Raw genomic sequence first — 13671 nt, 5'->3', positions numbered from 1 at the left:
GGACACCTGAGGTGTCCGGGCACCGTCCCCCGCGAGACCCGACCGCTGCGCGAGAGAGAGCACCCCCGATGACGCAGTCGCACCTGCCCGGCCACGACCCGGTGGACGTTTCGAACCCCTGCTGGTACCTGGCGTACTCCCTGCCGGAGAGGCTCTGCGGCGCGGCGCCGACCGGCTCGGTGGACGAGGACCGGGGGCGGCTCCGGCTCGATCGGTGGAAGAACGAACCGGTCTTCGCCGGTGACACGGACCTGTTCCAGAGCTGGCTCGACGCCCTCGACCTCGACGAGCCCACCCTGACCACTGTGCTCGGCGAGACGCCGGAGACGGTCCGCAGCAGGTTCGCCGACATCCCGGACTACGTGCGCACCATCGAGCGCGCCTGGCGCGACCACCGGCCGGGCGAGACCGCTGACACTGACCACCACGACCACGACCACGACCATCACCACGAGCCGCACCCGCACGCCGCGTTCGTCGAGCTGGTGCGCCCGCTGGTGGACGACGGCGTTCGCCGGGTACGCGAGGCGGTGCACGCGGCCTGCGCCGAAACGCCGGGACCACACCTCGATGCCGACCTGCTCGCCGACCAACTCTGCGAGCCGCCCTACGGGGCGATCAACCTGCTCGTCGGCCGGGTGCTCGTGCTGGAACTCAACGTCCTGCGGTTGCAGGGGCAGTTGGAGGGGGAGACCTCGCAGCAGCGCTTCCAGGACTTCGCCCGGCGGCTGCGCGACCCGAAGTACACGCTCGACGTCCTGATGGAGTACCCGGTGCTGGCCCGGGACGCGACAATCCTCATCGACAACTGGGTGGACGCCCGGATCGAGTTCGTCCAGCGCCTCACCGCGGACGCAACCGCCCTGACCGCCCGGCTGGGCGACCCGGCGGAGCTGGGCAGCGTGACGGAGGTGTCGTTCGGCGCCGGGGACTCCCACCGCGGTGGCCGCTCGGTCGGGTTCGTCCGCTTCGCCAACGGCGCCCGCGCCGTCTACAAGCCCCGCGGACTGCAGGTCGAGCTGCACTTCCAGCAACTGCTGGAGTGGCTCAACACGCGCGGCGCGCAACCGTCGCTGCGCACCATGTGGGTGCTCGACCGCGGTGACTACGGCTGGTCGGAGTTTGTCACCGCCGGGCCCTGCGCCGATCACGACGCGCTACGCCGCTTCTACACCCGGCAGGGCAGCTACCTTGCGTTGCTGCACAGCCTCGCGGCCGTCGACTTCCACCTGGAGAACATCATCGCCGCCGGCGAGCACCCGATGCTGGTCGACCTGGAAGCCCTCTTCCACCCGCAGGGCGAGCAGACGGACCAGCAGATCGGCGTCTCGGCGGAGTCGTTCCGGACGATGCGGGAGTCGGTCCTGGAGGTCGGGCTCCTGCCCCGGCCCATCATCTACCAGGACGACGACGGCGTCGGCGGCGTCGACTTCAGCGGCCTGGCCGGCACCGCCGGGCAGCTCACGCCCACCCCGGTCGCCACCTGGGAGGAGTCCGGCACCGACGAGATGCGCCTGGTCCGCAAACGGATCGAGATGGGCGGCGGGCAGAACCTCCCCAGGCTGAGCGACGCGGCACACCACACCCTCGACTTCAGCGCCGACATCATGGCCGGGTTCGAGCAGACCTACCGGCTGCTGCACCGCCACCGCGAGGAGCTGCTGGCACCGGACGGGCCGGTGGCCGCGTTCGCCGGTGACGAGGTACGCGTGATCCTGCGCGCCACCCGCACCTACGGCAAGCTGCTGCAGGAGAGCCGCCACCCCGACCTGCTGCGCAACGCGCTCGACCGGGAGCGGTTCTTCAGCTTCCTCTGGTTGCAGGAGGAGTGGCCCGGCGCCGAGGCCCGGATCGCCACCGCCGAGCAGGCACAGCTGAGCCGCGGCGACATCCCCTTCTTCAGCACGACGCCCGCCTCGCACGACTTCATCGCCGGAGACGGCTCGGTGGTCGCCGGGGTGCTGCCCACCAGCGGTCTGGAGCGCTCGCGGCAGCGCATCGGCGCCCTCTCCGAAACGCACCTGGCCCAGCAGACCTGGATCCTGCGCAGCTCGCTCGCGGCGCTGACGATGGGCGTGGAGAGTCAGGGGCAGTGGTCGGAGTACCAGGTCACCGCCGCCACCGTTCCCGCCGACGTGGACCGGTTCGTCGCCGCCGCGTGCGCCGCCGGCGACCGGCTGCTGCTGTCGGCCGACACCGGCGAGGACTCGATCGCCTGGCTCGGGCACACCCTGGTGGCCGACAAGATCTGGCAGCTGGGCCCGGTCGGGATCGACCTCTACAGCGGGTTGTCCGGGATCGCGTTGTTCCTCGGCTACCTGGGCGAGGTCAGCGGCGAGCAGCGCTTCCGCGGTGCCGCCGAGGTGGCCGCCGGCATGCTGGTACGTCAGATCGACCTGCTCGACGAGACGCCGACGGAGAGCCTGGAGAACTTCACCGTCGGCGCCTTCAACGAGCTGGGCGGACCGCTGTACGCGTTGAGTCACCTCGGCGCCCTGTGGCAACGCGACGACCTGTTGGACGCCGCCGGACGCATCGTGCCCGTCCTGCTGCACCTCGCGCCGCAGGACGAGGCGTACGACGTGATCAGCGGCGCGGCCGGAGCGATCCTCGCGCTGCTGGCGCTGCACGCGGCACGGCCGTCGGAGCCGGTCCTCGACGCGGCCCGCACGTTCGCCCGGATTCTGGAGGACGAGGCCGAACCGGCCGGCGACGGGATCGGCTGGGCAGGCGCGGTGAACCCGAGTCGGCCGCTGGCGGGTTTCTCACACGGTGGGTCCGGCATCGCTGTCGCCCTGGCCCGGCTGGACCGGGCCCTCGGCAACCGCGACCACCTGCCGCTGGTCGAGAGAGCGATGCGCTACGAACGCTCGGCCTTCGACCCGGAGCACATGTGCTGGCTCGACCTGCGCGACACCACGCCGGAGCGGTACTCAATGGTCGCCTGGTGCCACGGCGGGCCCGGCATCGCGCTCGCCCGCGCCGACCTGGCCGGCTACGTCGACGACCACGAACTGCTCGACCGCGACCTCTCCGACGCCAGCACCGGCATGCTGCGGTTCGGCCTGACCGGCGAGGTCATCACGGGCACCGGCAACCACAGCATCTGCCACGGCGACCTCGGCAACGTCGAGGCCCTGCTGGCCGCCGCACGGGTCCGCGGCGACGAGGACGCCGCCCGGCAGGCCGAGCTGGTGGCCGCCAGCATCCTGGACTACATCGACCGGGACGGCTGGCTGTGCGGGGTTCCGCTCGGTGCGGAGACTCCCGGCCTGATGAGCGGCATCGCCGGGATCGGCTACAACCTGCTGCGCCTGGCCTTGCCGGAGCGGGTTCCGTCGATCCTGCTGGTCGAGCCTCCGGTCCAGGCGGTGGGCGGTGACCCGCGTGGCTGAGCAGCAGCTCTGGCCGTACCGGCCGCAGGCGTTGGCGACCTACCGCGGTGGCGTGCACGACGGTCCCGGGCGGAGCCCGATCCGGTCCTCACGACGGCCGCTTGTCGCGCTCGCCGTGCTGCTGCTGATCGGCGTGGGCTTCGCGGCGGTCATGCGAGTGCCGCGGACGGCCGACGGCGCCGTGATCGGTGCCGACGGGCCGAACCTGGTCTCCATGTTCGCCGGGCGCCTCAATCCGGAGCCGGCGCCGGGCACGGAGGTCACCCTCGTGCAGGAGGGCGGCCGGGCGACCCTGCGGGTCGTCCGGGCCGAGGTCGTCGACGACCCCGCCGATCGGCGCTGGAACATCCCGGCGGAGGTGCCCCGGCCGATCACCATCGTCTGGCTCGCCGGAGACGCGAAGGAGAGCTTCGGTCGGCTCAGTCTCGTGGTCGCCAACCCCACCCTGCTGGAGCTGGTGCCGGGCGTTGAGGGGGTCCTCCGATGACGATGAGCTGGCTGCGACCGCGTCGCCGGGTGCCGATCATGCTCCAGATGAGCGCCACCGAATGCGGTGCCGCGTGCCTTGCCATGGTCTTCAGCTCCTACCGGCGGTGGACCTCCGTCGCCGAGTGTCGGGAGCAGTTGGGCATCGGCCGCGACGGGGCCACGGCGTTGCAGATGACCCAACTCGCCCGCCGGACGGGGATGCAGGCCCGAGGCGTCAGCGTCGACCTCGACGGACTGCCGCAGCTGCGGTTGCCGGCGATCGTGCACTGGAACTTCCGGCACTATCTGGTGCTGGAGCGGTGGGACCGACGCGGCGCCGTCGTCGTCGACCCGGGGATGGGCCGGCGGCGGATGAGCCGCGAGGAGTTCGGCGAGGGATTCACCGGAATCGCCATCGAACTCACGCCGGGCGAGGAGTTCGAGCGACGCCCCAGCCCGGGAAGGCTGGCCTCGCTGCGGTTCGCCCGCAGCATGCTGACCTTCTCCCGTCCGCTGCTCGGCCTGGTCCTGGTCGTCTCGCTGCTGCTCCAGTTGGCGGTGCTGCTGCCCGCACTGATCACCAAGTTCGCGGTCGACACGGTGATCGGGAAGGGGCAGGTCGACGCCCTGACCGTCCTCGGCCTCGGCATGCTCCTGCTGTTGGCCACCCAGGGGGTGGGCACCTACGCCCGAGGTGCCGCTCTCAACGTGTTGCACGCGCGCATGGACGACACCATGATGCGGCGCTTCTTCGACCACCTGCTCGCCCTGCCGTACTCCTACTTCCAACTGCGCAGCAGCGGCGACCTGCTGATGCGGATGTCCAGCAACACCGTCATCCGCGACCTGGTCACCAGCCAGACGATGTCGCTCGTCCTCGACGGGCTGTTCGTCGTCGTCTACATCGGCATGCTCCTGGCGTTCACACCGCTCTACGCCTGGCTGGTGCTGGGCCTTGGTCTGCTGCAACTCGGCGCGATCGTGGCGACGTACCGGTCCATGCGGGAACGCACGCACCGCGACATCGCCGCGCAGGCCGAGGAGCAGAACTACGCGGTCGAGGTGCTGGCCGGCGCCGAGACGGTGAAGGCGATGGGCGCCGAGCAGCAGGTCCTCGGCCGCTGGTCCGGGCTGTTCCAGACCCGGCAGTTCGCCTCGCTGCACCGCCGTCAGCTGGAGACCGGGTTGGAGGCGACGCTCGGGGTGTTCCGGATGGGCTCGCCGCTGCTCCTGCTGTGGGTCGGCGCGCACCAGGTCGTCGCCGGCGCGATGTCGCTGGGCACCATGCTGGCGCTCAACGCCCTCGCCGCGGCCGTGCTCACCCCGTTGATGGGTCTGGTCAACACGGCCCGTCAACTACAGACGGTCGGCACCCATTTGGAGCGGATCCGGGACGTGATGGACGAGGCCGCCGAGCAGGACCGGTCCACGTCCCAGCCACCGGGTCGCATCTCCGGGCAGGTGACGCTGACCGGGGTCGGCATGCGCTACAGCGCCAACGCCGCCTGGGCCGTACGTGGTGTCGACCTGACCATCCCGCCCGGCGCGAAGGTGGCGCTTGTCGGGCGGACCGGATCGGGCAAGACGACGCTCGCCAAGACCATCATCGGGCTGTACGTGCCCAGCGAGGGCGAGGTCCGCTTCGACGGGCGTCTGCTCCAGGACCTCGACTTCCGCGAGCTGCGCCGCTGGTGTGGCATGGTCACGCAGGAGCCCGCCCTGTTCGCCGGATCCGTCCGCGACAACATCTCCCTCGGGCATCCGTCGGCGACCTACGACGAGGTCGTCCTCGCCGCCGAGCGTGCGCAGATCCACGACGAGATCATGGCGATGCCGATGGCGTACGAGACCCGACTCACCGAGGGCGGCGGAGGGCTCTCCGGCGGCCAGCGGCAACGGCTGGCCCTCGCCCGCGCCCTCGTGCACAACCCGCCGCTGCTCCTGCTCGATGAGGCGACAAGCCACCTGGACGTGGTCACCGAGCGTCGGGTGGACGAGGTCCTCTCGGCGCTGTCGTGCACCAGGATCGTCATCGCGCACCGGTTGAGCACCGTGCTCAACGCGGACCTGATCGGTGTGATGGAGGAGGGGTCCCTGGTGGAGCAGGGCACGCACGACGAGCTGATCGCGCACGGGCGCTACTACGAGGCGCTGATCCGCGACCAGCTCCAGACGGCCCGGCCGCTGTAGCCGGGGGTCCCACTGCGCCGGGTCAGCGAGCCGGAGTGCCGGGCGCGACGCGTGCCAGCAGCTGTCGCACCACGTCGGCGGCGGGGTCGCCCAGGTCGTCGTAGATCCGGATGGCCCGCTGCCAGGCCTCGGCAGCGGCCGGAGGGTCCGCCATCGCCTCGCGCGCCTCGCCGAGCCGGACGAGGGTCAGCCCTTCGTGATACCGGTTGGCCGATTCCTGGAAGCGTTGGACGGACTGCTCGTAACAGGCCGCCGCCCTGGCCGGGTCACCGAGCCGGTGGTACGCGAAGCCCAGACTGTCCAACGTCGCGGCCTGCCCGACCCGATCGTCGATCGCCTCCTGTTGGGCCAGCGCCTCGGCGCAGTCGACGACGGCCTGGTGGTAGTCGCCGGTCAGGGCGTGCAGGTAACCCTTGACGTTCAGCGCGCGCGCCTCGGCGTACCGGTTGCCGATGAGCTGCGAGACCCGCAGCGCCTCGGCACTGTGCTTGAGCGCCTCGTCCAGTCGGCCGTACTGGGTGCAGTGCTCGGTGTACTGGCGCAGGATCAGCGCCAGGCTGTCCAGGTCCTCAAGCTGTTCGTACAGTTCGAGCGCCCGCTGCACGTGGTGCTCGGCCGCGTGCTGGTCGCCGAGCCGCATGAGCGCGCGGGCGAGCATCCGACTGGCCTGCGCCTGCGCCCGGACGTCGCCGATCCGCTGCGCCGCCGCGAGCGCCGCCTGCTGGGCCGCGAGCTGCTCCTGGAACATGCCCCGAGGCGCGAGGTACGCGGCCAGGGCCCAGGCGAGCTGGCAGGCGTACCGCTCGAAGCCGGTCTCCGCGGCCTGACGCAGCACCCGCAGCAGAACGGGGTGCTCGGCGTGGAACCAGGCCGCCGCGACGACCCGGTCGGGCATCGGCACGTGCACGTTCGCCGGCATCGGTGGTTCCAGCGCGATGGGTGCCCAGGTCGGCTGGAGCAACACGGCGCCGGGGTGCGCGCTGTGCAGGTAGTGGTCGTACATCCGGCGCGCGGCGGCCTGTCGCTCCTCGACCAGGTCGGATGCCTGGGCCAGTTCGGCCGCGTACGACCGGAGCAGGTCGTGCAGGGCGTACCGCTCGGGTAGATGCTCGGTCAGCAGGTGCAGCCGGGTCAGCTCCTTCAGCAGCGGGGTGACGGCCGCCCGGGGACGGCCCAGCAACGCGGCGGCGGCGTCTCCGGTCAGATCGGGGCCCGGGTGCAGGCCCAGCAGGCGCAGCAGGCGGGCCGCCTCGGTGCTCAGCGCCCGGTACGACCAGGAGAAGATCCGGCGGACGTCGCCGTCGGCCAGTTGCTCCAACCGGGACTCGGACGGGCGTAGTTGGGCCGCGACGGCGTCGATCGGGAAGGTGGGCCGGGCGGTCAGCCGGGCCGCCACGATGGACAGGGCGAGCGGGAGGCGACCGGTCGACTCGATCACCTCGCTGGTCGCCGCCGCTTCCGCGACCACCCGGTCGTCACCCAGCCGGCTGCGGAGCAGCCTCGTCGACTCGGCGGCCGTCAGCACCTCAAGCGTCAACGGTCGGGCGCCCTCGGCCACGGTGAGGCTGCTGAGCTGGTCGCGGCTGGTCACCAGGACCGCGCACTGGCCCACGCCGGGCAGCAGCGGTCGTACCTGGTCGGCGTCGCGCGAGTTGTCGAGGACGACGAGCATCCGACGCGAGGCCAGCAGGCTGCGGTACAGCCCGGCCCGAGCGTCGACGCTGTTGGGGATGCGGCCGACGGGTACGCCGAGCGCCTCGAGGAAGTCGACCAGGGCATCGGCGGGGGACACCGCGTCCGCGTCGTCGTAGCCGCGGAGGTTGACGTACAACTGGCCGTCGGGAAAGTGGTCGGCGGCCCGATGGGCCCAGTGCAGCGCGAGCGTCGTCTTGCCTACGCCGGCCATGCCGCTGATGGTGACGATGTCCACCGTGGCGGGTCGTTCGGGCCGGGCGCCGAGGGTCGCGTCGAGGAGGTCGAGTTCGGCGCTGCGCCCGACGAAACCGGGCAGGGCCAGTGGCAGTTGCTGAGGGCGGCCCGGTGCCGCGTCGTCCGCCGGCCCGGTCGTCGCGGCCTGCTGGCCGAGGCGGTGGTGCAGGATGTCGTCGTGCAACCGGGTCAGCTCGGGGCCGGGGTCCATCCCGGTCTCGTCGGCCAGCGCCCGCCTTGCCTGCTGAAACGCTGCCAGAGCCCCGGCGATGTCGCCGATCTGGTAGAGGCCGGTCATGAGGTGGGACCAGGCCCGTTGCCGCAGTGGGTGACGGTCGAGCAGCGCCCGCAACCGGGGGATCACCTGGGCCGCCTCGCCAAGTGCGAGCCGCGCTGCGGCGTGGTCCTCCTCGGTCAGCAGCCGTCGCTCCGTGATCCGTGCGACCCGGCTGGTGAGGAGCCGTGGCAGCGGCAGCCCGGCGAAGGCGGGCCCGCGCCACATGCCGAGCGCGAGGGCCAGCTCCGGCTGCGCCGCCGCCGGGTCGCCGGCGGCCAGCGCTGCCCGTCCGCGCGCCGCCGCCGCGTCGAAACGGTCCACGTCCCGCTCGTCCGGCTCGACACGAAGCAGGTAGCCGCCCGGTGTGGTGAGGATCCGGCGCTCGCCCGCGGCGCAGTCGAGTGCCTGGCGCAGCCCCCGCAGGTAGGTGCGCAGGTTCGCGGCGGCCGAGGCGGGGGACTGGTCGCCCCACACCATCGTCATCAGCTCGTTGGCGGAGATCGCCTCACCGGGGCGTAGCAGCAGAGCGGCCAGCACCAGCTGCTGTTTCGTCGACCCGAGGGCGACCGGTCGGCCGTCCCGTGACACTGTCAGCGGCCCGAGCAGGTCGAAGTGGAGGGGCATCCTCACCTCAGTTTGCGGTGCCGGCCGGGCGAGAGTGACGATCGTATGCGCATCGATCAATGACGTTAGCACCGATTGAACATGATCTTCATGTTTGGTCGGGCGGCCGCCCGCGGAGCCCGGTCGCTCCGTGGCATGCGCGGTGGTCGGACCGGTTGCCGGTCAGCGCAGTCCGCGGATGAGGTTGTCGACCAGGGTGCGGGCGAAGTCCTCGGTGAGCGGCAGGTCGGCGATGAGGAGCCGGTGGTAGCAGGCGCCCCAGAGCTGGTCGACGACGGATTCGGGGTCGATGTCGGGCCGCAGCTGCCCCCGGGCCATGGCCCTGCTGAGGGTCTCGACGGCCAAGGCTCGACGGGGGCCGGAGTAGCGCTCGCGGTAGGCGGCAGCCAGTTCCGGATCGGTTTGCGCCTGCCCGATGAGCTGGCTGATGACCCGCCCGGCGGTGGTGTCCCGCACCAGGTGGACGAAGGCGACGAGCTGGTTGGTCAGGTCGGCGACGATGTCGGCGGTGTCGGTGAAGGCCAGGGTGGGCGCGACGACTGTGAAGTAGCCGTCCAGGGCGAGCGCTCCCTTGGAGGGCCACCATTTGTAGATGGTCATCCGGCTGGCTCCGGCGTGGGCCGCGACCTTCTCGATGGTGAAGCCGGCCATGCCCTCGGCCAGCAGGAGTTCACCGGCGGCCGTGAGGATCTCCGCGCGTACCTGATCGGCGGGGCGGCGGCCGCGACCACGGCGCGCTGGCGTCTGGGCGTCCGGCGTGAGCTCGGCCACTGGTCCTCCCGGTTATATGGACACGCTGTCTACTTGCTGGTTATATGGACACAGCGTACACAGCGGTGCCGGGACACCACGACGCACCGCGACGACGACCGAAGGAGACGAGGGACATGACGGGTCTACGACGGCGACGGTTGGGTGCCTCCGGACCGGAGGTGTCGATCATCGGGCTCGGCGCGATGGGCATGTCCGACCTGTACGGGCCGGCCGACGAGGCGGAGAGCGTCGCGACGCTGCACGCGGCGATCGACGCCGGTGTGAACCTGATCGACACCGCGGACTTCTACGGTTCGGGTCACAACGAGATGCTGATCGGCCGCGTGCTGCGGGAGCGTCGCCGGGACGAGGTGGTGCTCAGCGTGAAGTTCGGCGCACGCCGGACACCCGACGGCGGCTTCCAGGCGGCACCGTACGACGTGTCGGCGGCGGCGGTGAAGGACCGGCTGGCGTACTCGCTGCGACGGTTGGGCACCGATCACATCGACATCTACCGGCCGTCGCGGCTGAACCCGCAGGTGCCGGTCGAAGAGACCGTGGGCGCGCTGCTGGAGATGCAGCAGGCCGGCTACATCCGGCACATCGGGCTCTCCGAGGTGGGCGCGGACAGCATCCGCAGGGCCGCGGCGGTGGCGCCGATCAGCGACGTCCAGATCGAGTACTCGCTGCTCTCCCGGGGCCCGGAGGCCACCATTCTGCCGGCGCTGCGGGAGCTGGGCATCGGGTTGACCGCCTACGGGGTGCTGTCCCGAGGTCTGCTCAGCGGCCACTGGTCGGCGGACCGTGCGCTGACCGGCACGGACTTCCGGGCCAACAGCCCACGGTTCCAGGGCGAGCACCTGGCCGCCAACCTGCGCCTGGTGGACGCGCTCGGGCGGGTCGCGCAGCGGCTGGGCGCGACCACCAGCCAGGTGGCGATCGCCTGGGTGGCGGCACAGGGCGAACAGATCGTGCCGTTGGTCGGGGCCCGGCGGCGGGACCGGCTGACCGAGTCGCTGGCCGCTGTCGACCTGGTGCTCGACCAGGACGCCCTGGACGAGATCGAGCGTGCCGTGCCGGCCGGCGCCGCCTCCGGCCAGCGGTACGCGACCGCCATGATGGCGCTGCTCGACAGCGAGAAGTGACAGCGGCGGGCGGCTCAGGAAGCTGCTCGCCAGACCCAGTTGCGGCGTTCGTAGAGCGGCACCAGCCCGGCCCGGCGCATGTTGTTCAGCGACGGGTTCTGCTGACCGGGCGCGGGCTTGCCGGTCTCGGCGAACAGCCACCGGCATCCCGCCTCGGCCGCGGCTCGGGCGCGGGCGGCGATCAGCGCCGACTGCGCCCCGAGGCCGCGGTGACCGGTGGCCGTCGCGGCGGCGTTGAGCGACGCGGCCTCGCCGTGCAGGAACAGGTTGCCGCCCGCGACCAGTTCGCCGTCGTTCCAGGCCGCGTACGGTCGCCACGCCGGCTGGCCGACCGTCGCGGCCAGCATGTCGGTGAGCCCACCGGTCGGCATGCCGAACCCGGTGAGCACCACGTCGGCCCAGTGCCGCGCCTCGTCGGCCGGCACCGGGGCGACGCGCAGACGGGTCTGCGCCGTGGCGACGTCGCCGGGTCGGGCGGCGAGCTTGACCCAGGTGCTTCCCGGCTCCAGCCCTCGCGCGGCGGCGACCTCGTCGAAGCCCGCGGGCAGCACCGACGGAACGAGCTGGAGGACTGCCTGGTCGACGCCCTGCTCCCGGTAGAAGTCGAGGACGCGATCCAGGGTCTGCACTGTGAACGGCTCGGTGGTGCCGAAGCCGAGGGCCTTGTTCCAGTACCCGCCGGAGGGATCGTTGCGCATCGCGAGGGCCACACCGCCGCCGATGCGGGTGGTCGCGATCCCGAGTTCGGTGTACGTGGCCCCGGGCGCCTGCGACTCGTAGGAGTGCATGAATTCGCACTCCACGGCTTCGGCGAGCGGCGTCAGGTCGGCTGGCGCGGTCATCGGCTGATTATCGTCTGGTCCGTTCCCAGGCCCGCACCAACTGCATCCGATTGTGAATGCCCAGCTTGTGGTATATGGAGCGGAGTTGGGTGTCCACGGTGTGGAAGGAGACGAAGAGGCTCCGGGCCGCCTCCTTCTTCGTGGCGCCGGCGGCGAGCATCTCGGCCACCCGCTCCTCGGCCGGGGTGAGCGCGCCGATGCCCCGGCTCGACGGCTCGTCGATCGACGGCCGGTGGCGCGGGGTGGCAGCGAGGTCGGCGCAGCGCCGGTCCGCGATCGCCTGGTCGCCAGAAGCGCCGATCCGGGCGTAGAGGGCAGCCGCCTCGTGCGCGGCATCGCGCGCCTCCCCGGACCGCGCCCGGGGACTGTTCGCGAGGTCGAGCAACGCGTCGGCCAGCGCCGGCCGCGCGGCGGTGGTGCGCAGCCGGTCGACCGCCGAACGGAGGGCGTCCGGGTCGCCGTCGCGCAACCCTCGGCTCTGATCGGCCAACGCGTGCCACAGCGGCACCGGGGTACGGGTGGAGACCAGCTCGACCAGTTCGGTGACCCGGCGGGCGGCCCGGGTGTCGTCGGCCGCCACCGCCGCGCGTACCAGTCGGGGGCCGAAGTGCGGCACGGGCAGCAGTGACCGGACCGACCGGTGCAGGTCGGCGACGACAGTGGTGAGCAGGCCGGCCGGCGCGCTGAGGGCACTGTCGCGCACCGCCACACAGAACGCGAACGTCCACATCGTACGGTCCGGCCATCGGTCCTCGGCGAGGCAGGTGCGGAGAATGGCGCGGGCGTCGTCGTGTTCGCCACGGCGGTAGCGGACCTCGGCGATCACCGCGACCAACAGGGCACGCACCTCCCTACTGAGGTCCGCAGAGCCGGAGCTGAGTGTCGTCACGGCCAGCGCGGCCGCCTCGGGCAGCTCTCCCACGGCCACCATCCGCAGGCAGTCCAGCGCGGTCAGTCCGGTCAGCGAAACGTCGGTCGCGTCGGGCGCCTGGCGGGTCGCGGCCCGCGCGTCCTGGTGCCGGCCCAGGCCGAGCTGCACGAGGATCCGTTCCGCCCGGATGGACGGGGCGTCGGCGCGTGCCGCCCAGGAGCTCGGGTCGAGGGCCGCCAGCACAGCCTGGGCACCCGGCAGATCACCGTGCGCGAGCGAGCGGGCGGCCCGGCCGAGGGCGAGGTGGCGAGCGGACGTCGGGTCACCCGACGCGGCGTGCGCGGTCCCCGCGTCGCGCAGCAGGGCATCGGTGTCCGGATGTCCCGTGCGGGCCGCGATCGTGGCGACCAGGGCGAGCAGGGTGCCGCGGCTGTCGGCGTCCAGTCGGAGGTTCAGCGCCTCCCGCAGACCGGCGAGGGCGATGCTCGGCTGCTCCAGTGCCACGATCTGCGCCAGGCGACCGAGCAGGAGGGCGCGGTGGCGCTCGCCGCTGCGACTCGTGGCGAGCTCCGCCGCCAGGACGTGCAGCGCCTCCATCCCGCGTCCGGCGAGCCGGAGCTGGTCCGCCGTGGCGAACAGCCGGTGCCGTCGTTGCTCGGCGTCGGTGGCGATGTCGTCGGCCGGGAGCGTTCCGGCGTTGAAGGGTGATTCGGGCAATGGCGTTCTCCCCGGTTGTTACCAGGCGCATCGAAATGCCGTCCTGCGACCGAGCCTAGCCATGGCGACAGGTACGGGCGACCAGATCGACGAACCGACGGGAGTGCGCCGAATGACCCCCACTGTCCGGGATTTGACCTGCGGTAATAGCGCGATCACGTGATGCGACGGACGACGTTCGGCACCGATCATCGGACCATGGCCCAGCTCACCAAACTTCCCGGTCTGCGTCGGCTCCGGGTCGTACTGCTGATGTTCGTCCTCTACGCCAGCATCGGGGCGGGTGGTCACGCTCCGGCGTGGGCCCGCCTGGTGCTGATGACGACCGCCGCGGCGATTCCGGTCGCGATCGCGGTCCAGTACGGCTGGCCCGGACTGCGTGCCCTGCTGGGGATCTCGTCCCGGCTACGGCTGCGGGGCGGATCCGTTCCCGCGCCCAATCCGATCCAACCCGAGTGAG

The 13671-nt window shown here is 71.9% G+C and carries 9 protein-coding genes; 5 read left to right on the top strand and 4 right to left on the bottom strand.

The window, feature by feature from the left end; genetic code table 11:
• The first annotated feature begins 68 nt into the window (after positions 1–68).
• The 3 genes from MED15_RS03090 to MED15_RS03080 are packed head-to-tail and all read left to right on the top strand — an operon-like array spanning position 69 to position 6053.
• The gene (locus MED15_RS03090) at positions 69–3395 is read left to right on the top strand and encodes a type 2 lanthipeptide synthetase LanM family protein (protein WP_112734746.1); all 3327 of its coding nucleotides are present in this window, start codon (positions 69–71) and stop codon (positions 3393–3395) included.
• Entirely contained in the window at positions 3388–3882 is a 495-nt protein-coding gene (locus MED15_RS03085; RefSeq protein WP_146763112.1) for a hypothetical protein, read from the top strand. The genes MED15_RS03090 and MED15_RS03085 overlap by 8 nt, the downstream gene beginning before the upstream one ends.
• Positions 3879–6053, top strand: a complete 2175-nt coding sequence (locus tag MED15_RS03080) for a peptidase domain-containing ABC transporter (protein WP_112734745.1) — start codon at positions 3879–3881, stop codon at positions 6051–6053. Before MED15_RS03085 ends, MED15_RS03080 begins: the two co-directional genes overlap by 4 nt.
• Before the next feature lie 22 nt (positions 6054–6075).
• Here the strand turns inward: MED15_RS03080 and MED15_RS03075 are convergent, their stop codons facing one another.
• Positions 6076–8883 (bottom strand): AfsR/SARP family transcriptional regulator, encoded by a 2808-nt coding sequence (locus MED15_RS03075; protein WP_112734744.1) that lies wholly within the window; start codon positions 8881–8883, stop codon positions 6076–6078.
• Between the two features lie 162 nt (positions 8884–9045).
• A complete protein-coding gene (locus MED15_RS03070; protein ID WP_112588783.1) occupies positions 9046–9654 on the bottom strand; it encodes a TetR/AcrR family transcriptional regulator in 609 nt (202 codons plus the stop codon).
• 116 nt (positions 9655–9770) lie between these two features.
• Here MED15_RS03070 and MED15_RS03065 point away from each other — a divergent pair, with 116 nt between their 5' ends.
• Positions 9771–10781: an aldo/keto reductase gene (locus MED15_RS03065; protein ID WP_112588785.1), complete on the top strand. Its 1011-nt coding sequence runs from the start codon at positions 9771–9773 to the stop codon at positions 10779–10781.
• Positions 10782–10795: 14 nt separating this feature from the next.
• Here MED15_RS03065 and MED15_RS03060 read toward each other — a convergent pair whose 3' ends face one another.
• Both MED15_RS03060 and MED15_RS03055 read right to left on the bottom strand, forming a co-directional pair.
• A complete protein-coding gene (locus MED15_RS03060) occupies positions 10796–11623 on the bottom strand; it encodes a hypothetical protein (RefSeq protein WP_208646468.1) in 828 nt (275 codons plus the stop codon).
• Positions 11624–11630: 7 nt separating this feature from the next.
• Positions 11631–13211 (bottom strand): helix-turn-helix domain-containing protein, encoded by a 1581-nt coding sequence (locus MED15_RS03055; protein ID WP_112588787.1) that lies wholly within the window; start codon positions 13209–13211, stop codon positions 11631–11633.
• A gap of 198 nt (positions 13212–13409) precedes the next feature.
• On the opposite strand from MED15_RS03055, the gene MED15_RS03050 reads away from it, so the two are divergent.
• Positions 13410–13670, top strand: a complete 261-nt coding sequence (locus MED15_RS03050; RefSeq protein WP_146763113.1) for a hypothetical protein — start codon at positions 13410–13412, stop codon at positions 13668–13670.
• The last annotated feature ends 1 nt before the right edge of the window (position 13671 follow it).

The sequence above is a fragment of the Micromonospora noduli genome (assembly GCF_003264475.1).
In the GTDB taxonomy this organism is placed as follows: Bacteria; Actinomycetota; Actinomycetes; order Mycobacteriales; family Micromonosporaceae; genus Micromonospora; species Micromonospora noduli.
This window is presented reverse-complemented; position numbering and strand designations above follow the sequence as displayed.

What these genes read in the sequence shown, in the direction of transcription:
- MED15_RS03060 (WP_208646468.1), bottom strand. Translation starts at nt 11,623, where the DNA reads ATGACCGCGCCAGCCGACCTGACGCCGCTCGCCGAAGCCGTGGAGTGC.
- MED15_RS03075 (WP_112734744.1), bottom strand. Translation starts at nt 8,883, where the DNA reads ATGCCCCTCCACTTCGACCTGCTCGGGCCGCTGACAGTGTCACGGGAC.
- MED15_RS03050 (WP_146763113.1), top strand. Translation starts at nt 13,410, where the DNA reads ATGGCCCAGCTCACCAAACTTCCCGGTCTGCGTCGGCTCCGGGTCGTA.
- MED15_RS03065 (WP_112588785.1), top strand. Translation starts at nt 9,771, where the DNA reads ATGACGGGTCTACGACGGCGACGGTTGGGTGCCTCCGGACCGGAGGTG.
- MED15_RS03090 (WP_112734746.1), top strand. Translation starts at nt 69, where the DNA reads ATGACGCAGTCGCACCTGCCCGGCCACGACCCGGTGGACGTTTCGAAC.
- MED15_RS03080 (WP_112734745.1), top strand. Translation starts at nt 3,879, where the DNA reads ATGACGATGAGCTGGCTGCGACCGCGTCGCCGGGTGCCGATCATGCTC.